Source organism: Paenibacillus sp. ATY16 (assembly GCF_003399985.2).
GTDB classification, from domain to species: domain Bacteria; phylum Bacillota; class Bacilli; order Paenibacillales; family Paenibacillaceae; genus Pristimantibacillus; species Pristimantibacillus glycanilyticus.
Map to the genome: position 1 here is coordinate 57,127 of NZ_NMOK02000014.1, position 21,135 is coordinate 78,261.

Annotated in this window: 18 protein-coding genes; 11 read left to right on the plus strand and 7 right to left on the minus strand. The window is 52.4% G+C overall.

Translation table 11 applies throughout. The features are described from left to right. Window positions 1–12: 12 nt before the first annotated feature. Both CFI03_RS07305 and CFI03_RS07310 read left to right on the plus strand, forming a co-directional pair. Entirely contained in the window at window positions 13–453 is a 441-nt protein-coding gene (locus tag CFI03_RS07305) for a hypothetical protein (RefSeq protein ID WP_116394022.1), read from the plus strand. 32 nt (window positions 454–485) lie between these two features. Next, window positions 486–1,487, plus strand: a complete 1,002-nt coding sequence (locus CFI03_RS07310; RefSeq protein ID WP_116394023.1) for an NAD(P)-dependent alcohol dehydrogenase — start codon at window positions 486–488, stop codon at window positions 1,485–1,487. A 34-nt stretch (window positions 1,488–1,521) separates the two neighbouring features. Here CFI03_RS07310 and CFI03_RS07315 read toward each other — a convergent pair whose 3' ends face one another. Continuing rightward, window positions 1,522–4,776: an OmpL47-type beta-barrel domain-containing protein gene (locus CFI03_RS07315; RefSeq protein WP_248756983.1), complete on the minus strand. Its 3,255-nt coding sequence runs from the start codon at window positions 4,774–4,776 to the stop codon at window positions 1,522–1,524. A 203-nt stretch (window positions 4,777–4,979) separates the two neighbouring features. Here CFI03_RS07315 and CFI03_RS07320 point away from each other — a divergent pair, with 203 nt between their 5' ends. The 3 genes from CFI03_RS07320 (at window position 4,980) to CFI03_RS07330 (ending at window position 6,934) form a co-directional block, all read left to right on the plus strand. Then, window positions 4,980–5,525 (plus strand): GNAT family N-acetyltransferase, encoded by a 546-nt coding sequence (locus CFI03_RS07320; RefSeq protein WP_116394025.1) that lies wholly within the window; start codon window positions 4,980–4,982, stop codon window positions 5,523–5,525. Between the two features lie 92 nt (window positions 5,526–5,617). After that, a complete protein-coding gene (locus CFI03_RS07325; protein WP_116394026.1) occupies window positions 5,618–6,385 on the plus strand; it encodes a hypothetical protein in 768 nt (255 codons plus the stop codon). A 135-nt stretch (window positions 6,386–6,520) separates the two neighbouring features. Continuing rightward, window positions 6,521–6,934, plus strand: coding sequence for an RDD family protein (locus CFI03_RS07330; protein WP_116394027.1), 414 nt, complete (start codon window positions 6,521–6,523; stop codon window positions 6,932–6,934). 6 nt (window positions 6,935–6,940) lie between these two features. On the opposite strand, the gene CFI03_RS31285 is transcribed toward CFI03_RS07330, so the two are convergent. After that, window positions 6,941–7,867 carry a helix-turn-helix domain-containing protein gene (locus CFI03_RS31285; protein WP_116394028.1) on the minus strand — a complete coding sequence of 309 codons (927 nt, stop codon included), beginning with the start codon at window positions 7,865–7,867 and terminating at the stop codon, window positions 6,941–6,943. Window positions 7,868–7,998: 131 nt separating this feature from the next. Between CFI03_RS31285 and CFI03_RS07340 the strand changes: the two genes are divergently transcribed. The 3 genes from CFI03_RS07340 to CFI03_RS07350 all read left to right on the plus strand — a co-directional run bounded on the left by CFI03_RS07340 (window position 7,999) and on the right by CFI03_RS07350 (window position 12,087). Then, window positions 7,999–8,976: a Gfo/Idh/MocA family protein gene (locus tag CFI03_RS07340; protein WP_116394029.1), complete on the plus strand. Its 978-nt coding sequence runs from the start codon at window positions 7,999–8,001 to the stop codon at window positions 8,974–8,976. Between the two features lie 19 nt (window positions 8,977–8,995). Continuing rightward, complete coding sequence (locus CFI03_RS07345) at window positions 8,996–9,979, plus strand: Gfo/Idh/MocA family protein (RefSeq protein WP_116394030.1); 984 nt, start codon at window positions 8,996–8,998, stop codon at window positions 9,977–9,979. Between the two features lie 317 nt (window positions 9,980–10,296). Further along, window positions 10,297–12,087: a right-handed parallel beta-helix repeat-containing protein gene (locus CFI03_RS07350; protein ID WP_116394031.1), complete on the plus strand. Its 1,791-nt coding sequence runs from the start codon at window positions 10,297–10,299 to the stop codon at window positions 12,085–12,087. A 91-nt stretch (window positions 12,088–12,178) separates the two neighbouring features. On the opposite strand, the gene CFI03_RS07355 is transcribed toward CFI03_RS07350, so the two are convergent. The 3 genes from CFI03_RS07355 to CFI03_RS07365 form a co-directional block, all read right to left on the minus strand. Beyond that, entirely contained in the window at window positions 12,179–12,694 is a 516-nt protein-coding gene (locus CFI03_RS07355; protein ID WP_116394032.1) for a tetratricopeptide repeat protein, read from the minus strand. Between the two features lie 30 nt (window positions 12,695–12,724). Further along, a complete protein-coding gene (locus CFI03_RS07360) occupies window positions 12,725–13,582 on the minus strand; it encodes a YwqG family protein (RefSeq protein ID WP_116394033.1) in 858 nt (285 codons plus the stop codon). Between the two features lie 336 nt (window positions 13,583–13,918). Then, on the minus strand, window positions 13,919–15,526 hold the full coding sequence (locus tag CFI03_RS07365) for a glycoside hydrolase family 43 protein (RefSeq protein WP_116394034.1): 1,608 nt from the start codon (window positions 15,524–15,526) through the stop codon (window positions 13,919–13,921). A gap of 214 nt (window positions 15,527–15,740) precedes the next feature. On the opposite strand from CFI03_RS07365, the gene CFI03_RS07370 reads away from it, so the two are divergent. Beyond that, window positions 15,741–16,622 (plus strand): helix-turn-helix domain-containing protein, encoded by an 882-nt coding sequence (locus tag CFI03_RS07370; RefSeq protein WP_116394230.1) that lies wholly within the window; start codon window positions 15,741–15,743, stop codon window positions 16,620–16,622. A gap of 97 nt (window positions 16,623–16,719) precedes the next feature. Beyond that, on the plus strand, window positions 16,720–18,330 hold the full coding sequence (locus CFI03_RS07375; RefSeq protein WP_116394035.1) for an ABC transporter substrate-binding protein: 1,611 nt from the start codon (window positions 16,720–16,722) through the stop codon (window positions 18,328–18,330). On the opposite strand, the gene CFI03_RS07380 is transcribed toward CFI03_RS07375, so the two are convergent. After that, window positions 18,327–19,103 carry an exodeoxyribonuclease III gene (locus CFI03_RS07380; protein WP_116394036.1) on the minus strand — a complete coding sequence of 259 codons (777 nt, stop codon included), beginning with the start codon at window positions 19,101–19,103 and terminating at the stop codon, window positions 18,327–18,329. The two genes, CFI03_RS07375 and CFI03_RS07380, sit on opposite strands and share 4 nt — an antisense overlap. A 152-nt stretch (window positions 19,104–19,255) precedes the next feature. On the opposite strand from CFI03_RS07380, the gene hisA reads away from it, so the two are divergent. Further along, window positions 19,256–20,008, plus strand: coding sequence for a phosphoribosylformimino-5-aminoimidazole carboxamide ribotide isomerase (hisA, locus tag CFI03_RS07385; protein ID WP_116394037.1), 753 nt, complete (start codon window positions 19,256–19,258; stop codon window positions 20,006–20,008). Between the two features lie 170 nt (window positions 20,009–20,178). On the opposite strand, the gene CFI03_RS07390 is transcribed toward hisA, so the two are convergent. Next, entirely contained in the window at window positions 20,179–21,057 is an 879-nt protein-coding gene (locus CFI03_RS07390; RefSeq protein ID WP_116394038.1) for a DMT family transporter, read from the minus strand. Window positions 21,058–21,135 lie beyond the last annotated feature (78 nt).

Here is a 21,135-nt window from a genome sequence, read left to right on the forward strand (position 1 = left end):
GAGGTAAATGAAATGAGAAAATTAACTGGTATCTTGTTGATTGCGCTTGTCCTAATGCTGTCTGGTTGCTCGGGCAAGGGAGCCTTAAATGCCGATGGCGTGAGCAAAGCTCTTCAGAAGCAAGGCCTTGAAGTACGCGAGTTATCGTCCGATGAGGTTAAACAGCTGGCATCCACTCCGGTTAATATCAACGGAGTTGAACCCGTAACCTTTGAATTAACGCTGCCTGCTGCAGATATGGCCCATCGCGAGTTTGTGTTTGTCTATGTATTTACTTCGGAGAAGGAACGTATTCGTGTGGAGAGTTTAGACGGAATGCCTACTCCGATCAAGATGAATGATTTGTACCCGAATGTCATACGCAAGAAGAATCTGATCGTTAACTATTGGTCTTACAACAAGGATAATCCGCTGTTAATCAAGCAGATTAGCAGAGCGATCGATAAGCTGTAGCTAATATATCTCCTATTTGAAGGAGGATGGACATGAGTGTTCGCAAGATGAAAGCGCTGGTCTATAAGGCCTACGGTTCTCCGGAGGTTCTCGAGCTCAAAGAAGTGGATGTCCCCGTGCCGAAAGAGCATGAAGTGCTGATCGAGGTTCATGCCGCTTCGGTCAATTCATGGGATTGGGATCTGCTACGCGGCAAACCGTACATAACCCGCATTGGCGGATTCCGCAAGCCGCGGTATCCGATTCTTGGCGCGGATATTGCCGGGAAAATAATTGCCGTTGGCGCCTCCGCCACGCGGTTCCGTCCCGGTGATGAGGTGTTCGGCGATCTGTCCGGCTGCGGCTGGGGCGGATTTGCCGAATACGCATGCGCGGGCGAGGAGGCATTAACTCCAATGCCGAAGAGGCTGAGCTTCGAGCAAGCGGCAGCGATTCCGCAAGCCGCCGTGCTTGCCCTGCAGGGAATGCGCGATAAAGGGAATTTGCAGAAGGGCCAGAAAGTGCTCATCAATGGGGCAGGGGGCGGTGTAGGTACGTTTGCCATCCAATATGCCAAGCTGCACGAGGCGGAGGTAACCGCCGTTGACCGTGCGGGCAAGAGGGACATGCTGCTGTCCCTTGGAGCGGACCATGTGCTGGATTACAAGAAAGAGGACTTTACCGCAAATGGACGGCAATACGATCTTATCCTGGATGTAGTGGGAACCCGTTCCGTCTTCGAGGTGAAGCGCGCGCTTAAGAAAGGCGGTACATACGTTATGATAGGCGGCTTAATGCCTCGTCTTCTCCAGACGCTGCTCGCCGCGCCGCTGATCCGCAGGTTTGAGAAGAAGAACATGACTATTCTGGTTCATAAGCCTAATCATGCGGATCAGCAGGTATGGAAGTCGCTTGCTGAAGCGGGCCGTATTGCTCCCGTCATTCACCGGCTGTATGGCTTGCAGGATGCCGCCGAAGCTCTCCGGTACTTCGGGGAAGGGGAATTTAAAGGGAAAGTCGTTGTCCGCATAAAAAGCGAAAACCCCATGCCATAAAGGCATGGGGTTTCTTGCCGATCTTTTTATCCCATTATTTCGCGACGGTAACGGTAATCGTATCGCTCGCGGTAACGCCTGCCGCATTCACAAGCTCGCAGCGGTATTCGTAGGCGCCGGGCGTTTTGCCCGAAATGGCGGTTACGGCGGTTTGCGCCGCGGGAGTAGCATCCTTCAGCGATTGCGTATCGATGAGTATTCCGTTTTCGTATAAGCGGTATTCGGTAGCATTCGTGCCCCACCACAGATTCATCGTTACTTTGTAGCTTCCGTCTTGATCCCAGTTGTCATGGGACAGGACGGCTTTGCCCGGGGAAGCGTCGGTTACTTTAACGACCAGCGTACTGCTGGATGTTTTGCCATACGCATTAATCAATTCCGCGGTATACGTGTAGGTTCCGTTAGCTTTGCCCGTAATTTGTGTCTGTACGGACTGGACGGAAGGAGAAGCGTCCTTCAATTCGACGGTATCGATCAGGACGCCATTCTCGTACAGCCGGTATTCGGAACCGTTATTGCCCCACCACAGGTTCATCGTTACCGTATAGCTTCCGTCTTGAAGGCCGTTATCCCAGCCGTTGTTATGGGATAAGACCGGCGTTCCCGGAGCACCGTCGGCAAGCGGCTTGCCTGTCACTTTGAACGTGTAGCTTGCAGTGGACGTATTGCCTGCTTTGTCGGTTACCGTATATTGTACCGTGTGGCTTCCGATACCAAGCTTGGAAGCTTCGATCGAATAACCGTCTGCAATCGCGCTATTGTCCAAGAGCAGCTGCTCCGAAGCAACGCCGGATAGCGTATCGCTGCTTGCAAGGTCATAGACAAGGGTCGCCGTCTCAAGAACGTCCGCCACTTGTCCGCCGGATTGCGTTAATACCGCTGCCGGAGCGGTCTTGTCCAATCGAACATGAACCGAAGACACGCTGCTTTTGTTGCCTGATGCATCCACCGCATAATAAGAGAATGTATGATTGCCTTCTGAGGCTACGTTAACGGGCGAAGTATAATCCGAAAAGCTGTTATCGTTTAACGCGTAAAACGTATCTACTTTACCTTCCGAATTGTCTGCAGCGGTTACGGTCACTTGAACATCCTGATTAAACCAGCCTTCCGCATTAGGGGAAGCGGACAGCATAGCTTCAGCGGTTGGCGGCTCGTTATCCGCCGGTTGTACAATCGTGAAATCCGCGAGGCTGCGCGGCTTGAGCTGGTATAAGTCTTTGAAAATAGCGGACACGCCGGTGATCGTTACCTTTTGACCAACGGTATAAGGGAAGCTGCTTTGCGTAAGGCCGGTACGTCCGTCAACACGGATATGATTAACCGTACCATTATCGCCGACAGCGTCAAACTCGAAGGAGCCGGATGGCGTGGCGGAGATGATGTTGGCAATCGTAACGTCCTTCAGCTGCAGCAGCTGGCCTTGATTGGAGCTGTCCACTGCGGTTGCCGGGCTTGGAGCCGGCAAAGCTGCTGTCCCCGTTTTTTCGATGGCGACAATATCTCCAAGCTCAAGCTCGGTATTGTAGAGTGAGGTAGTTGCCGTTACTTTGACAAGATCGCCCGCATGATACCCGGCTGCATTCTGGTAGACGTAAATACCGCCCGTCTGGTCCTGCAGGTAGAAGGCTTGTCCGCCGAAAATACCGGGCTCCGTCGTCACTACGCCTTCAACCGTAACGGTAGCGCCGACGGTTTTGGCACGGGATTCCGCGATCGTGATTTTGGCGGGAATTCCGCCTTCATCGCCCGGGAGAGGCTCAGCGGTTACGTTGCCAAGCGTAACGCCTTCTGTCAGCAGGTTCGTGCTGTTTTGTCTAAGGCGAAGATTAGCCGCTCCGGTGGAACCGGCCTTTAAGCGAATCGTTAAATCCTTATAAGCATGCCCTGTGGCATCGGCCGTAACATTAAAATTCGCGCTGTAGCCGTAAGCCGTTGGCCAAGTTCCGTCCGCATTTTGCACCTGAGCGATTTGGGTGCCGCCGCTCGTTAAGTAAACGCCAATCTGATAATTGCTTACAGTCGAATTAGGAGCCAGGTTGTTAAATACGACGCGAACCGGGAACGGCGTTCCGCTGTTAGGCAGCGTTGCCTGATGCACAAAGCTGTATGCCGGGTTGGAGACAGCCGTTGTGCCACCGAAAGAACCGGCCTTGAATGTCGAACGGTCATACCATTTGTAGCCTGCATTTGGAGCTGACCATGGTTCAGGCTGCGGTTCCGTAGACAAGGCTGGAGTCTCGAAAGGAAGAAGAGCGGTAGGCTGGTCGAGCTGCAAGCCGTTTACTTGGCTCAGGCTTGTATAGCTTTCTTTCGTCGACAGCCAGTCGATAAGGTTAACGAGCAAGACGCCGTCATTCACTTCTTTGAAGCCGTCGTAAGTGGTTTTCTTCGCGCCCGTATCTTCGCGCAAATATTTAGGCGATACGTCCTCAACCGGGGAGGAGTCTCCGATAAAAGCCGCTTTCCCGCCGCCAAGCTTGGATACGGCTACATAAGGACCTTCCGCTGCGCCGCCGCCGTTGTATACCCCTTGGTCAACCGCGCTTGCCCAAGCTTCGTTTGTTTGAGGCAGATACACAATGCCTTTTGCTTTCGTCGGATCAATAATGGCAAGCGTCGAGCCGGCATGCATGGCTACGGCCGATACGCCCTCCGTAATGCCAAACGCCTGATTTGGAGCCACAATGTTGGTTGCGTTAATGTCGCCAAGCGCATTGTAACGGAAGCGGATGCCGAAGTTATCGGCCAGCCAGTCCGAGCTTGCGACATTTTGCATCGCATAGGAACTGGCTTCTTCCGCGCTCATGCCTTGAGCCGGATTCGCCCATGCGCCGCGGCGGTAACCGTTGATGGACTCCGAACCGTCCCAGCGGTTTTTATTCCGGTCTGCGTTGTAATGGTCGCCGATGAAGAAGATGCTGCCGCCGCCTTCGACATATTGCTCCATTGCCGCTTGCTCCGAGGTTTTGAACGGAATATTAGGTTCTGCAATAACGAATACGTCATAGCCTTTCAAATCGTCATACGTAAACGCGGTAGACTTGCGAAGCTCTTGGACATAGTAGCCATTGTTGGCAAGCCCGTTGGCGAAATCCGAGAATCCGCCGTCGATCACCCAGTCCGCAGCTCCCGCTGTCTGCGCGTGCGTGTTATCGAACAACACCTTTTTACCCGCATTCTCGTTGACGACCTTAGCGTTGATGTAAGGGGCAGGATCCGATGGTCCCTCCGCATGAGCGTTATTGCTTGTCCATTGATACTGAACCGGCACAACCAGCAGCATCATCAGCAATAACTTTAGCCATTTGTGTCTCAATTGAAGTAATCTCTCCACAACCATTCCTCCCAACAGCTATTTGTGTCTTTCTGGCGTTTAGTTTACCACGTTATTCCAGATTTGTGTGATAGGGTATTGTAAAAGAGGGGATCGCATGGACTGGGACAGCCATTAACGTATACTTGAAGAAAGGTTGAAAGGAGGAATACAACATGCGTGTCGACGGCAAAACCTTGACGCTCAGAACCATTGAACGGGAAGATATGTACCGGCTGTGGCAATTAAAATACGGGGAAGAGAATCCGGAGTGGAAAAAATGGGATGCCCCTTATTTCCCTCATAACCGAATAGATTTCGAAACCTTCCAAACCCAAACGGAGGTCCGGCTGTCCGCCGATGACGTTCCTTCCATGCTCATTATGGAATCGGAGGGACAGATTATCGGGGTCGTATCCTACTATTGGGAGGATAGGCCTTCGCTGTGGCTTGAGCTTGGCATTACGATCTACAGCCCGAAGCATTGGAGCGGGGGTTACGGAACGGAGGCTTTGACGTTATGGATCAACTATCTGTTCGGGGCAATGCCGCTCGTGCGAGTCGGGCTCACCACCTGGTCGGGCAATAACCGAATGATCCGCTGCGCCGAGAAGCTTGGAATGACGATGGAAGCAAGAATCCGCAAGGTACGCTTATATAATGGCGAGTACTACGATTCCATTCGGATGGGGATTTTGCGCGAGGAATGGGAAGGGCGATAACATTCGGTCGCTTGACCAGTGGATAGCAAGAACGCATTCAACTCCTTATTTTGGGAATAAATAGAAGTATCCCATCAATGAGGTGTTTGCTATTGAGAAAGCGGATATGGACAATCGTGATAATCCTTGGATTTACGTCGTTAGCCGGAACGCCTGCTTTTGCCAAAGAGAATGACCCTGCAACCGAATTCGCCAATGCCATTACGCGTAATGACTATAAAAAAGCGCAAAGCTTTATCGATCAAGATTACGTGCGCATTCCCGAAATACCGGAGCATGTTTCCGCTCAAAGCTATAAGCTTGCGCCTTCGCCAATAAACGGAGAACAGGTCCTTATGGTGAGCTTCTATGACGAGAAACGAAAAACCGAACGACTGGCTTATATTTGGGAATTGTCCGTTAACTACGGCCGTATCACCCAGATTCACGTATTATATGAGGGCTTCAACCCGCTGGCAGACGAGGCGCGCTTAATAAGAGAATATCAAACCAAATTCAAGCGCCGTCTTTTAACCCTAACCGAGCTGCCTTTCAGGAAAGTTACTGAATTTCATGGCTTTATCGAGGATGACAGCTCGATTGAGCTTTTGTATCGGAGCGATGAAATAAACGGTTTTCTCAAGGTTAAAGCAGCTCCTGTAACCGTAGATTTGGATCGGTTCAAATTTGATAACGATGATGTATATTACACGCTGAAAGATGGAACCAAGGCGCTCTATCGAGTAAATAATAACTTAGCCTATGAGTTGAGGTTTCACAAGAACGGGATGCAGTATATGCTCGCAATCGGTAACAAGAAATATTTAAAGGTCAAATACAAACCGGAAACCTTGCTGAAAATCGCGAATTCCATGGTATAAGCAAAGGCTGTCTCCCGTTAGAGGGGACAGCCTTTTTGTTTTCGTTTCTTATTGTGTTGAAAGGAGGATATAGTTTGCTTATAACGTATTTTTCTAGAAATACTATAAAACTTAACGTTGAAAGCAGGGGCAGTAATGAAGAATAGACTACTGGCTTTTTTTATTGATTATATTTTGGTTCTGTTTATTTTTGTTCCAATTAGTATCCTAATCAATATCAATTCGACTGAAGAAAACTCTAATCGGCCATTTGAAATATTTCATCCGCTTCTGTTCCTAGTGCTGTTTGTTATCTCTAATAGAGATCTTATAGGCGGCAGAAGCATCGGCAAAAGAATAGTAGGGTTAGGTGTAAGGGATTATTCTAATCCTCATAACACGCCAGGGAAATGGAGGCTTTTTCTCCGGAATATATCTCTGATTGTGTGGCCGGTGGAACTCTTCCTATTGCTGATTAAGGGGAGAAGGCTGGGCGATTTGATCATGAGAACTAAGGTAATTGAACTCAATAAAAATCAATCGGAAAAAGGAAATGCGCTACCTGAATGAGCCGGTCTACGCATCGCTCCTTGCTTCGCCCCGAAGCAGCCGCCGAGCATATTCCTTCGGCGTGCAGCCGTTATAACGTTTGAACAGCTCGTAGAAATGCGCCATATTTTCGATGCCGACGCTTGCGGCGATGGAGGAGACGCTGGCGGGCTCCGCGACAAGCCTATGCGCGGCTTTAAGTATGCGCTGGCGGTTTACGTAATCGACGAACGAAACACCAACCGCTTTTTTGAAATATTTGGAGAAATAACTGTAATTCATCCGGGCGATCCGGCTTACCTCGTCCATGTCGATGCGCTCGTTCAAATGGCGGCTTACATAGTCGAGGACGGGGCGCATGACAGTGTCGTCCACGAATTCGTAGCTCTGCAGCAGCCCGCGGCTGTCGTGGCGGAGCAGCGTCAGCAGCAAATGCTTGATATGCATGCTTGCGGCGATTTCGTATCCCTTCCGCTTGCCGATCATTTCCTCGTGTATGCCCGTCAGGATGCCGGCCATCTCCAGCCTGGCTGCGGCGTTTTCCCGAAAGATATAGTTCAGCTCCTCGAGCGGGCGAACGAGCTCAGAGAAGTGCCGGTAATACATCATCATCGCCGGGTCGAAATAACGCTGCAGATCGACATGCAGCACGATATAGATCAGAGGCCCGTCCGACGTCTTTTGGCTGAGATGGAGCTGGGAGGAGCCGACGATGGCGACATCCCCCGCGTCAAGCGCATAGCAATGGCCGGGCGTATGGAGATTCATGGACCCATTCTGCACCAGAATGAGCTCGACCTCCTTGTGATAATGCCAGCGCCTGTTCGACGGACCGGGCTTCGACTCGTCCGTGAACTGCCACGCTTTGATGCAGAGATGCTGGTTCTGGTAATGGATCGGCTCTTGAAATTGTTCCTGAACGTTTTCCGGAGCATGTACCTGAACGTCTTTCACCGGTTGATCGCCCTCTTTGCGCCATAGTCAATTTGGATACAAAAGGCCCAAATATCGTAATTGTGGCCTGCAAACCCTCGTACTAAGATCATTCATGTGAAGTATACCATAAAAGAAGGAGAGTGTCCGAGATGAGAGTAGCGGTGTTAGGCTGCGGCGGCATGGGGCATGTGCATGCGCAAAGCTTCGCCGGAATGGCGGATGCGGAGTTAGTCGGCGTATGCGATATCGATGCGGAACTGGCCGGCGAGCTGGCCAGCAAGACGGGAACGCGGGCCTTCTGCTCTTTCGCCGATATGCTGGAAGAGACGGATTCGCAGGTCATCAGCATCGCGCTGCCGAGCTATTTGCACAAGCAAGCTGTACTGGAGGCGGCGGAAGCCGGCAAGCATGTTATTTGCGAGAAGCCGGTCGCGCTGTCGCTGGAGGATACAGACGAGATCATCGAGGCATGCCGCCGCAACGGCGTTCGGCTGTTTGTTGGACATGTCGTCCGGTTTTTTCCTGAATACGAGCAGGTACGCAGGCAGATTGAAGAAGGGAGAATCGGCGAACCCGGCGTAGCCCATACGAAGCGGGTCGGCGGCCATCCCGGAATCGCGAGAGGCTGGTTTAAGGACCTTGCGAAAAGCGGCGGCGTTATCGTCGACATGATGATCCATGACATCGATTTTATGAGGTGGATTTGGGGGGAGGTCAAATCGGTCTACGCCATGAACGCCTGCAAGGACGACTCGGATTACGCACTGGTGACGCTGGAATTCGCAAACGGGGCTGCAGCCAACCTGGAAGCGCATTGGGGCGACCCCGGTCCGTTCCGGTATGCGGCCGAAATTTCCGGCTCCGCGGGACTGATCCGGCTGGACAGCGAGGCCTCCGCCTCGCTGCATGTCCGCACCCGCGCCCAAGCCGAAAGGGATGGGCGGTTCGCCGAAATTCCGCAAAGCCCGGGCGTTCTGAGTCCATACGACCGGGAGCTGGCGCATTTTCTGGCGTGCGTGCGGGACGGCGCGGAGCCGCTTGTTACGGCGGAGGATGCGCGGGAGGCGCTCCGCATTGCGCTGGCCGCGCTGGAATCGATACAGACGGGAAAAGTCGTTTTATTATAATCGCAAGGAGGAGTAAACGGTGAAAAAACTGAAAGTAGGTCTGATCAGCTTCGCGCACGGCCATGCATACAGCTATTTGGCAAGTCTGGCTGCTATGCCGGAGGTCGAGATCGCCGGCATCGCCGACGAATCGCAGAGCCGCGTAGCCTCGATCGTCGAACGCACCGGCCTGCCTTACTATGCCGACTATCGGGAGCTGCTCGCTACCGACGCCGATGCCATCGTCATCTGCTCGGAGAATGTCCATCATGCCAGGCATGCGATCGCGGCGGCAGAGGCGCGGAAGCATGTGCTGTGCGAGAAGCCGCTTGGCATCTCCGTCAGCGAAATGGAACGGATGATCGCCGCCGCACGGGATAACGGCGTCCAGCTGATGACCGCTTTTCCGTGCCGCTATCTGCCGGCCGTTACCGGCGCCAAAGCCGCGATCGAGCGCGGCGATATCGGCGACATCGTCGCCGTCAAAGGAACCAATCACGGGACGAATCCCGGCGGCTGGTTTACCGACAGGGCGCTGTCGGGCGGCGGCGCCTTGCTGGACCATACGGTCCATGTGATGGATCTGCTGAACTGGATGATCGGCTCCGAGGTGAAGGAGGTTTACGGATACGCGGCATCGCGGTTCGGCGAAACGAAAATCGACGACGCGGGCCTCGTTCACGTGAAGTTCGCCGGAGGCGCCTTCGCCGTCATCGATACAAGCTGGTCCCGCCCGAAATCGTTCCCGACCTGGGGCGACGTAACGATGGAAATCATCGGCACGAAAGGCAGCATCTCTGTCGACGGCTTCGCCCAGAAGAATGAGGTGTACAGCGATCTTGACGGCAAAGGCAGCTGGAGCTATTGGGGCGACGACATGGATCGGCTGATGATCGAGTCGTTCGTAGGGTCGCTGCTGGAGGGGCGGTCGGTACCTATTACCGGCGAAGACGGTTTGCGGTCCGCCGCCGTGGCACTGGCCGCCTACGAGTCCGCGAAGCTGGGACAGCCGGTCGCGCTTTAAATGCAATAGATAGGCCGATGGAACCGAAAGGCGTCCGTCGGCTTTTTGCCATCTTCCGAGTCGATAATTGACGCCCGTAAGCAGATGGCGAAGCAAGGCAAATAACAAGGCTTTTGCAAGGGAGGGGCTTCCGCGTGTCATCCGGCGGAGCTTCTTTCTTTTTTTTCGGAGGCCGCGCCTGTGGTTATAGCCCGGACAGGCGGGTTTGGATCCAGGCGATCAGGTGGTTCGTTGTCCGCTCCCGCAATCGATATTGAACGGGATAGTTAATCATTGTAAAGTATATTAAGCGCTTAACTTATTATTTGAGGATGGTGTTGATCATTTCAGAGAATCCGGTTGTTATCCGCTTGACTGATTATGGAGCGGTTCCCGATTCGGGGGCGGACGCTCAGCCGGCCATGCGCCGGGCCATTGAAGCCGCATCGCGCGTTCAGGGACCCGTCCTGCTGGATATTCCGCGGGGACGCTACGATTTCCATCCGGACGAGGCGGTCCGGGCGCCTTATTATATTTCGAATACGGCCAGCGAGTCGGAGAATCCCGACGTGACGAAGACGATCGGCATTTTGCTCAAAGGGTTGAAGGATTTGACGCTCGAGGGTAACGGCACGCTGCTTGTCTTCCACGGCAAGATGACAATGCTGGCGATTGACGGCTGCGAAGGCATACGGATCCGCAATCTGCATGCCGATTACGAATGGCCTACGGTGACGGAAATGACCATCACCGCCGTGGGAAGCGATTATTTCGACGCGGAGGTTCATCCTGACAGCCGTTATGAGATCGAGGAGGGCCGACTGGTCTGGATTGGAGAGGGCTGGCGGTTCACGAAAGGGCCGATGCAGGAATACGACCCCATCCGTGATACGACCTGGAGGATCGACAATGTAGTTGAACGGGCATCCAAGGTGGAGGAGCTGGCGCCGAACCGGCTGAGGCTTTTTGTTGAGGATGGAAGCGGAGTATCCGGCCTGACCGCAGGCCGGGTATTACAGATGCGCGACGGCATCCGCGACCAGGTCGGAGCATTTATCCATCGGAGCCGCGATGTATCTTGGAGCGGAGTTGGCATGCATTTCATGCATGGCCTTGGCATTGTCGGCCAGTTCAGCGAGAATCTAAGCTTCAAGCAGATGGATTTCTCTCCCCGCGCGGAAACGGGCAGGACGGTGACCGCGTTCGCCGATTTTATCCATCTGTCGGGATGCCGTGGGAAGGTGGAGATTGCGGACAGCCGGTTCATTGGCGGTCATGACGACCCAATCAACGCGCATGGCACCCATCTCCCGATTGTTGGCACGCCGGCGCCGGATCAACTGGTGCTGCGCTTCATGCACCATCAAACCTACGGCTTCGACGCCTTCATCCCTGGCGACGAGATCGAATTCGTTCGTCACGCCTCGCTGCTCGCCTACGGCTCGGGCACCGTCAAGACGACGGAGCGGCTCAGCCCGCGCGAGGTGCTGCTAACGCTAGAGGCGCCTGTCCCGTCGGACATCCGTCCGGATGACGTCGTCGAAAACGTGACATGGACGCCCGAGGTGCGGATCGCGGGCAATTATTTCGCCCGCATTCCAACGCGGGGCGTACTCATTACGACGCGCCGCAAGGTCGTCATCGAGGACAACCTTTTCGAGCGAATGACGATGAGCGGCATTTCCGTAGCCGACGACGCCGAGAGCTGGTATGAGTCGGGGAAGGTAGGGGACCTGACGATCCGGAACAACCGCTTTATCGAATGCGGTGGGCCGGATCACCCCGTCATTGTGATCGCTCCGGAAAATACCGAGCTGGATGCCGCCCGGCCAGTGCATGCCGGTATCCGCATCGAGGGCAACAGGATCGAGACGCGGGACGCTGCGGCACTTGGCGCCAAGAGCGCGGGACCGATCGATTTTATAAGCAACGAGATCGTTACGACCGCGGATGCGGATAAGCCTGTACGAAGTCTCATAACGCTAACGGCCTGCAGCGGCGTGCGAATCGCCGGCAACATCCTATCCGGCGAAGGCCTTGAGCGGGATGTCCGATTGCGGCAGATGCCGGAGGATGAAGCGGTTGTCGAGGCGGGGCAGGGGCTGCAGACAAGAGCAGAAGCAGAATAGCAACACGAAGGCGAACAAGCTCGCCGAACGGCTCCAAGCGGAGGCGGCGAGCTTGTTCTTCTGGATGCCGCGGATTTTTACCATGCAAGGGCTATTCGCTTAAAGCCGTTTCATTTAGATTTTCCTTGTAATAGTCTATTCCGCGCTTGAAATAATGAAGCTTCTCGTCCGTGGTGCTCTCCATGAGGTTAGTGATCAGAAGCTCTACGCTTTCCTTATAGTTTTGGCTGTTATACAGCGCCATGGCGAGAAATACTTGAATAGCGCGGTTCTCGGGAAATTCCTTCATCCCCCTGCGCAAAGTCGCGACCGCTTTGTCGTATTGTCCCCAGTAACGGTAAGTGCTGCCGAGTCCCATCAGGCATCGTTCCAGATCAGCGCCGGACAGTCCTAACTCGATTGCCCGTTCGTAATAAGGGATCGCCTTATCTCCAAGACCGGAATTATCGCAGGCGATCCCCATCTGGTAATTAACCTCAGCATCATCGGGATATTCGGATAGCAGTTCTAACAGCTGTTCGCGTACCTCGCTTAAAATCTCTTGATCCTGCTTTGCTCGTCCTTCTTCGCGCCGTTCAATTAATTTACTTAAAATGTCTCTTGTCATATTTCACCATTCCCATAGATGTAGTAGTTGCTAGCTGCATTGTAAAACGACCCACACATTATTAAAATTCAGCTGTCGCAGATCTTCTTCGCGTATCCAGAAATACAACCTGCCTGTCATTCCCCACATCATTCCAATTTCTTCTTCCGAGTCGATTTGGAGCAGGAGCTTCCAGCAGTCCGCCGTTTGTTCGAGCAGTTCTCTCTTTGAATCCCTATAGGCTGTACCGTCTCCGCAGTATAAACCATGAGTGACTAGTTGGCATTCTAATTGCATCTCATTCTGAATGGGATTCGGATGCCCCAATAACCTATGACTCATATCGCCAAAATTATAATGCTCTTCAATTTCTTCGAGTAACGCATAGTAGTTATCCGTTTCCACAGTCGTTAATCGAAGTTTCTCAACAAACAAGGATTCGGCAGGAGGTAATGTGGTCTGTAGATGGAAGACGGTCATACATGACGAGTAACTTCCTTGTTCGATGATATCTTCCGGTTCTTCTCTTCTTTCTAGATTTTCAGTACGATCAAAATAGAGAACCTTCCATCTTCCGCGGTTATTGGGATCAAATCCCCATGGCTGCTCAAGCGAATCATAAAAGAAACTGAGCAGGCCTTTATCAGGCAATAGAGAAAGTTTCTTTTCCGGCTCTCCAAGATTAACTTGCGCAATGAAATGAAGAGAACGATCCTGATACTTCGGCCAAGAAATTCCGATTGGCAGATCCGGTTTACCTCCTAGCTTAGAATGTGCAACGGGAATGTTACCATCATCCCGGTTTTCCGTGGTCATTCTAAGTGATAATAAACAATTAGAGATAATGGCATCCTCATAGTTCTCAAGACCACTGGAACGAATAAGTTGTTCTATCTTGCCGTCAATCATGCAGTTCCTCCAAATCGGGTTAGATTATCTTCAGCAACTCTTATTCTATCATTTACTGGAAAAGAAGACCTATCTACATAAAAAAGGAAGGCCCCAATAAAGCAGGCCTTCCTTTTCTTTCGGTCCCCCAAAAAATAAGACAACTGGCGAGGAATAGAGGGAATTGTTCTCCTGGAGGAGCGGAGCGCTTGCCTTTGTCAGTGTGAAATCTCGTTAAACGAGTATAATCAAAATTTCACACTGGCAACAGCAACCGGAAGGAGAACAATTCCCGCCATGACGAGCCACTTGTCTCCAATTCCCGTCATGACGAGCCTAGTTTTCCCGTACTAGGTTTCAGTTGTCTTTGTAAACAAAATAGTCAAAGTCTGCATACAAGCTTCTGCCCGAAGTATCCTGGCATTGCATGCCGACAAAAGCGCCGGTGAAGAAGCCGCCGCCTTGAATGTAATCATCCGACAGCTTATGCGACTCGAAGGTAACCGGCAGCGTTGTCCAGCTGTCTCCGTCGAACGAGTACGAGTAGCGGTACGTCAGCTCCGTGACATCAACGCGGAGGAATACGTATTCCACGTTGTTCGGGATAACAACCTCGGAGCCTTGCAGCGGCTGCGAGAACGAGAAGTTATCGCAGGCAACCAGCTCCAGAATGCGGCCCTTTTCTTCATGACGGGTAATCTGGCACGAAGTCCAGTTTTGCGTATTGTAATAGTTTACGAGACCGGCGGATTGCTGGAACGACTCAGGGCTAAACGCTACCTTGGTCTCCGCGGTGAAGTTAAAATGCTGCCAGCGGCGGGCAACAAAAGCCTGCGTGAACTTCGAAGTCAGCGATTCTTTCCCGTAGATACGCAGATGGCCCGGGTTGTCTTTCAAGGATACAATGTTCTCGCCGAGCGGAATACGCAACGTCTGGAAATGCGGATTCAGCGTCTCCGAATCGAACTCGTCCTTCTCGGGGAAGTCGGGTCCCCACACCACTTCTTCGATGTTTGGCCCTTCAATGGTCAGCGAAGGTTTATTGCCGCCTACCACATAAGGCCAATCGTTATGCCATTCCAGACGTTGAATAGCTGTTTCCCGTCCAAGCGGGCAATAGCCGCGCGGGTCCAGCAATGGTTGTCCTTCGCGGGAGAGCGGACGCCCTACCAGGTGGACAAGGAACCATTCATTCGTATGCGTCTGAACGATGGAAGCATGTCCCGCTTTTTGCAGCGCAATCCGAGGATGAGCATGCGAGGAGATTAATGGATTTTCCGGATGCACCTCATACGGTCCACGGAGATCCTTCGAGCGGGCAATCGTCGCCTGATGATCGTATTTTGTACCGCCCTCAGCAGTCAGAAGGTAGTAATAGCCGCCTATTTTGTACAAATGAGGCGCTTCGGTCAGCTTAATGTCGGTGCCTTTAAAAATGACTTCCGCTTTGCCGACCAGACGCTGCTCGGCCGCATCATACTCCTGCAGCACGATCCCGTAGAACGGGTGATTGCCAACGCGTTGATCCCACATCATGTTTACGAAATATTTTTTGCCGTCCTCATCATGGAAGAGGGAAGGGTCAAAGCCGGAGCTGTTCATATGAATCGGCTCGGACCATTCGCCGTCAATCGTATCGCAGGTAACCAGGTAGTTGTGGCAGTCCTTCCACTGGCCTTCAACAACCTTTACGTCTGTGTAGATCAGCCAGAACTGATTGTCGCTGTAGGACAATTGAGGCGCCCAGATCCCGCCGGAATCCGGGTTGCCCATCATATTCAGCTGGCTTAGACGGTTCAGCGGACGGGAAGCAAGCCGCCAGTTTTTCAGATCCTTGGAATGGTAAATTCCCACGCCCGGAAACCACTCGAAGGTCGATACCGCAATATAATAATCTTCGCCTACGCGGCAAATGCAAGGATCCGGATTAAAGCCCGGTAGAATAGGGTTCGTAATAGTAGCCATTTCGATAAAAATCTCCTCTCATCAGATCAGCAAATTAGCCATTGGAAAGACTGGAGATGTATGGTATTTACCATTCTCCGCTACCGTCTTATTGTGGCTGGTATGTTATAATATCTTTATATTATCAAGAGTTTAAGCGCTATCCCATATCCATAGCAGGATAGAATTTACCCAAATCGATCATGCTGTGGCGGCCGCCGGAGAGGAAGTTGAAATGGAGCAAAAAGAACGTCAAAAAAGGGAATATATGCTGCCCGATATGGACTCGACCTTCCGGGTGTTCGGAGCCCACTCCCGAACCGTTGATCCCGGCTGGACTTATCCGCTTCACAAGCATCCGTTGTTTGAGATCAATCTGGTTCTGACAGGTACCCAGCAGTTTAGCGTTGAACGGATAAGCTACACGCAGCAAGCGGGCGACCTGCTGCTCTTCAGGCCCGGCGACCGGCATGAAAGCCGGGTGTCGGGGGAGGAAGACATGACGTATTACTGCCTTCATTTTGACGTGGACGAGCCATCGTTCCGGGAGCTGCTTAACAGGAGCCCAAGATGCTTCTACCCTGCGGACAGCGAGCTTGCTATGGCGATAAGGCCGGCGCTGGACAAGCTGATCGGATTAACGGTGTCGCAAGAAGCGGTGCTGCGAACGGAAGCCCGCATGCATGTCCTGTCCGCGTTATTCGAGCTGTTTGCCGTTCTTAGCGGTACGCTGTCCAACCTGAATCAGGACCCTCCCGGCCTCAGAGGCTCCGAGTTGGCTTCGCGAGTCGCGATTTTGCTGGAGGAAGCTGTGGAAGGCGCAGCGGACCTGGGCCATTTGAACGACAAAGATACGGTCACCTCGATTGCCGCTGCGGTCGGATACAGCACCTCGTCGGTGAACCGTCTGTTTAGCAGGGCTTTTGGCGTATCCCCGAGGCAATATTTATCCACGATTATGCTGAAGAAGGCGAAGCTGCTGCTGATGGATCCCGAGCTGACGATTGAAGAGATCTCTTCGAGACTTGGCTACAACAATATTGCTCATTTCAGCAGACAGTTCAAGCGGTGGACCGGGGAAGCGCCAAGTCGTTTCAGGGATAGATTCCACGATTAGACATATAGTGGTAAACTATAGGAAGAGGTGTCTTTCGCGAAACGCATGCTTCCGGCAGTCGTTTACGCTTGGATTGTTGAAGAGGAGTGAAGCAGCCATGCATAACTTTAGTCGTATGCGCTCCCTGTTAGGACTGCTGATAGCCATGCTGTTTATCCTATCGGCATGCAGTAGAACGGAACTATCCATGAAGCCGATCTCCTCGGCAAAAACCGTTAATATCGGAGTAACGTACTCCCCAAATACTCTTAATCCATTGTCGCCTATTGGACAGGTCTCTTCTTATATTTCCGGTTTAATGTATTTGCCGCTTTTTGAACTGGATCAGGATCTGGCCTTTAAGCCGATGCTGGCGGATTCCATTACAACAATGGATCATAGGTTATTTACGATCAATCTGAGTCCGGCCGCCGAATGGAGCGACGGGAGTCCCGTCACGGCGGATGATGTTGTTTTTACGCTGCAGCTGATGACAAGCAGGGAAATTGCTTCGACTTATGCGTATATGTTTTCCATTATAGAGGGGACAGATTCAGAGGGGTTCCGGCCGCAGGAGCAGTTGGGGTTAACCGGCGTGCAAGCCGTGGACGAGCATACGCTTACGATAAAAACCAAGGAACCGACAACCTTAACCATTATGCAGGACGCGATAGGCCGGAATTTGCTTACGCTTCCCAAAAAAGCGCTTGAGAATGCGTCGGTTGATCAGCTGAGGAACGGTGATTTTGTGCAAAAATCAGCTGTCGTCAGCGGTCCTTATCAGTTCGATAGCTACGTGCGGGATCAACTCGTCCAGTTGAAGGCAAACGCCGGTTATTTCAAGGGAGTGCCAAAAATCGGCCGGTTAAACTTTAAAATATTGAAGGGCGAGGCGCTTGCCGATCAGCTCGGAAGCGGAGATGTGGATCTCAATATTCCGTCGTTTGGGGTTATCCCGATTGAGGATTACGGTAAAATCAAATCGCTCCCGAATGTGACAACGATCAATGGGCCATCCGTTGCGACCCAATTCATGTATATCAATGAACAAGAGCTGCCGGATGCAAGGCAAAGGAAAGCCATCTCTTACGCGATCAACCGGGAGAGGATTGTCAACGATCTGCTGCGGGGAGCGGGAGAGACGGTAGACGGATTGTTCACCAGCTACAGCCCTTACCTTGACCCGTCGGTCAAACAGGCGGAATATGATCCGGACAAAGCAAAAAGCCTGCTTGCGGAGTCAGGCTGGATACCCGGTACAAAGCTGACGTTATCCGTCTTGGCCGGGGACAGCACGCTGGAGCAGGCAGCCCGGATGGCAGCCGATGATTTGAAGGCTGTTGGAATAGACGCGGAGATTCAGACGGTAAGTCTGGACCCTCTAATCCATAAAATCGTTGAAAGAGACTACGATCTTGGCGTTATGACGGTCTCGATGTCACTCGTTAACCCTCTGCCGGACGTTAGCTATTTTCTGCAGGAGGGGAATCCCAACGGGTACCGCAATCCCGAAGTGGACATGCTGCTCGCTTTCCTGAAATCGGAAAAGACCGAAGCCGACATTAAGGAATCCTACAGCAGGCTGCAGCAGATTATGGCGGAAGATGTGCCAATGCTGTCCGTTTACGCGACCCGTTCGTTGGGCGTAGTTAATAATGCGGTCACCGGCGTGCATCCTTCCGATTACGGCATGTTTATTGATGTGCAGGATTGGGACATTAAGCGTTAAGCTTGATGTCCCTTTTCCATGTCGAGGGTGAGCACAACCGGGCAATGGTCGCTGCCGAGAATTTGGGAATCGATGCCGGCATCAGCAATGGACGGAGCAAGTCTTGCGGATGTTAGGAAATAGTCGATGCGCCAGCCGACATTCCGTTCTCTGATCTTCGGCATAAAAGACCACCAGGTGTACGCATCCGTCCGATCCGGGTACAGGTAACGGAAGGAATCGATAAATCCGGCGTCAAGCAGACGCGTCATTTTTTCCCGTTCCTCGTCCGTGAAGCCGGAGTTGCCCCGGTTCGACTTCGCGTTTTTCAGATCGATTTCCTGATGAGCCACGTTCAAGTCCCCGCATACGATCACCGGTTTATGTTCGTCCAGCTTAGTGAGATAACCCCTGAACAGTTCCTCCCAAGCCAGCCGGAAATCCAGCCTCGACAGGTCCCGTCTGGCATTTGGCGTGTACACCGTTACGAGATAGAAGTTCTCATACTCAAGCGTAATAACCCGTCCTTCGTTATCTTCGTCTTCTTCGCCTAAGCCGTAGCTTACGGACAGAGGTTTATGCTTCGTAAAGATCGCCGTGCCGGAGTACCCTTTTTTCTCGGCATAATGCCAGAACAGATGATAGGCTTCGCCAAGCTCCAGATTGATTTGCCCTTCCTGAAGCTTCGTCTCCTGCAGGCAGAAGAAATCCGCGTCCATCTCGTTAAAATAATCCAAAAATCCTTTATTTACACAGGCTCTAAGGCCGTTCACATTCCAGGAAACAAACTTCATCGCTCGCGAATCTCCTTCTCTATTAACTCTCGTATTCTAGTGTAACATACGCCCATCCGTTCGAAGGCCTTAAAATTTTGCTATGCGGCATACGACATAGCGGGCAGTTCTGTTACAATAAAGGGACTTAAAGACGAGAAAGAGGAGATCGCATGAAGTTCAGACCGTGTATCGACCTGCATAGCGGGAAAGTGAAGCAAATTGTCGGAGAGACGCTGGATGCCAATCCGGGGCGCGTGGTTGAAAATTTTGTGTCCGAGCATGACTCGGCTTATTACGCATCGATGTTCAAGCGGGATGCGCTGACAGGCGGTCACGTCATTATGCTGGGCGGAGGAAATGAAGAAGCGGCATTGAACGCTTTGCGCGAATACCCGGGAGGCCTGCAGATCGGCGGAGGGATTACGGCGGACAATGCGGCAAAATACCTCGAAGCGGGCGCTTCGCAGGTTATAGTGACGTCTTATATTTTCCGTGACGGCGAGCTGAATATGGACAACCTGAAGCGGATGGTCTCCGAGGTTGGCAAGGGCAAGCTAGTTATCGATCTGAGCTGCAAGCAAAAGGACGGAAGCTGGTATGTCGTGACGAACCAATGGCGGACCTTCAGCAGCTTCCAGGTGAACGAAGCGAATCTTCGCGAGCTGGAATCGTATTGCAGCGAGTTTCTCGTGCATGCGGTAGATGTGGAAGGGAAGCGGACGGGCATTCTGGAAAGCCTGGTGAAGCAGCTGGCGGATTGGGTAACGATCCCGACGACCTATGCCGGCGGCGCCCGCTCGCTGGAGGATCTCGATCTGTTCCGCCGTTTGACAGGCGGCAAGCTGGACATCACGATCGGCAGCGCGCTGGATATCTTCGGCGGCAATTTGTCCTATGATGAGGTCGTGGCTTACTGCCGGTAGAGAGAGTTGTTTTTCGCTTAATAGCAGGAGCACGAGAAAATGTATCTTCTTCCACTGCTGTTGCCTTCCCTTTGCCTGAACAATTTTTAAAGGTTGCAAAGGGAAGGCAAAGGCAGGCGCTAACGCTCTCCAGAAGATACATTTTCTCTGCCCTGAAAGCGAAAAACAAACTACTCTTTGCCGTGGCGCATAAACAGCCACACGCCGAAGAGGATCACGATGCCTGCGCCAAGCTGCCAACCCGTGAGGGCTTCCTTGAGCAGCGCCCAGGCTAACAGCGAAGCGATAACGGGCTCGCCCAGCACGGACATGGAGACGGCCGTTGCGTTCATATACTTCAGCAGCCAGTTGAACAGATAATGGCCGAACAGCGTTGGCACAATCGCCAGCAGCAGGAAGATGCCCCACTCATGCGAGCTGTAGCCGGTAAACCGGTAGCCTTGAATAAGGTTATAGACGGCAAGCGTTGTAGCGGCAATGGCAAACACAAGGAAGTTATAGGCGAAGGCGCTTGTGCTGCTCCGGAGCTGCTTGCCGATCAGCATATGGAGCGCTACCGCAACCGTGCCGAGAATCGACAGGACGTCGCCGTACAAGGCTTCCTTCGATAAGGCCAGGTCGCTCGAGCCGATAATGACCGTGCCGATCATGGCAATTCCCATGCCGAGCAGCATCATTTTGTTAGCCTTCGTCTTGAAGATGAAATAAGAGCCCAGCATTACGAGCACCGGTTCAAGCGCCAGGAAGATCGTTGAGCTTGCAACCGTGGTATGCTTGAGCGACGACATCCAGAACAGGAAATGCAAAGCGAGCATTATACCCGATGCAAGCAGCAGCAGAAGCTGGCGGGCCGTATGGTAGAGCAGCTCCTGCTTATATTTCCATGCCAGCGGCAGCATAATCAGGACAGTCAGATAGAGTCGGTACATGCCGATAACCGAAGGCTCGGCGCTGGACCATTTGATGAAGATGGACGAGAACGAGATGGCGATGATGCCAACGACGTAGAGAAGCTCGTAGGCGGAGAAAGACTTGGATGCGCGATTCATGAATGATACTTCTCCCATGCAATAAAATTCGTATAAAAACCCCAACAAGTAATACTACTACAGGCGGGTAAAGGGAGC

Bases quoted from the DNA above. Each gene is read 5' to 3' on its own strand.
- CFI03_RS07305 (WP_116394022.1), top strand. From the start codon at position 13: ATGAGAAAATTAACTGGTATCTTGTTGATTGCGCTTGTCCTAATGCTG.
- CFI03_RS07310 (WP_116394023.1), top strand. From the start codon at position 486: ATGAGTGTTCGCAAGATGAAAGCGCTGGTCTATAAGGCCTACGGTTCT.
- CFI03_RS07315 (WP_248756983.1), bottom strand. From the start codon at position 4,776: ATGATGCTGCTGGTTGTGCCGGTTCAGTATCAATGGACAAGCAATAAC.
- CFI03_RS07320 (WP_116394025.1), top strand. From the start codon at position 4,980: ATGCGTGTCGACGGCAAAACCTTGACGCTCAGAACCATTGAACGGGAA.
- CFI03_RS07330 (WP_116394027.1), top strand. From the start codon at position 6,521: ATGAAGAATAGACTACTGGCTTTTTTTATTGATTATATTTTGGTTCTG.
- CFI03_RS07340 (WP_116394029.1), top strand. From the start codon at position 7,999: ATGAGAGTAGCGGTGTTAGGCTGCGGCGGCATGGGGCATGTGCATGCG.
- CFI03_RS07355 (WP_116394032.1), bottom strand. From the start codon at position 12,694: ATGACAAGAGACATTTTAAGTAAATTAATTGAACGGCGCGAAGAAGGA.
- CFI03_RS07360 (WP_116394033.1), bottom strand. From the start codon at position 13,582: ATGATTGACGGCAAGATAGAACAACTTATTCGTTCCAGTGGTCTTGAG.
- CFI03_RS07365 (WP_116394034.1), bottom strand. From the start codon at position 15,526: ATGGCTACTATTACGAACCCTATTCTACCGGGCTTTAATCCGGATCCT.
- CFI03_RS07370 (WP_116394230.1), top strand. From the start codon at position 15,741: ATGGAGCAAAAAGAACGTCAAAAAAGGGAATATATGCTGCCCGATATG.
- CFI03_RS07375 (WP_116394035.1), top strand. From the start codon at position 16,720: ATGCATAACTTTAGTCGTATGCGCTCCCTGTTAGGACTGCTGATAGCC.
- CFI03_RS07380 (WP_116394036.1), bottom strand. From the start codon at position 19,103: ATGAAGTTTGTTTCCTGGAATGTGAACGGCCTTAGAGCCTGTGTAAAT.
- hisA (WP_116394037.1), top strand. From the start codon at position 19,256: ATGAAGTTCAGACCGTGTATCGACCTGCATAGCGGGAAAGTGAAGCAA.
- CFI03_RS07390 (WP_116394038.1), bottom strand. From the start codon at position 21,057: ATGAATCGCGCATCCAAGTCTTTCTCCGCCTACGAGCTTCTCTACGTC.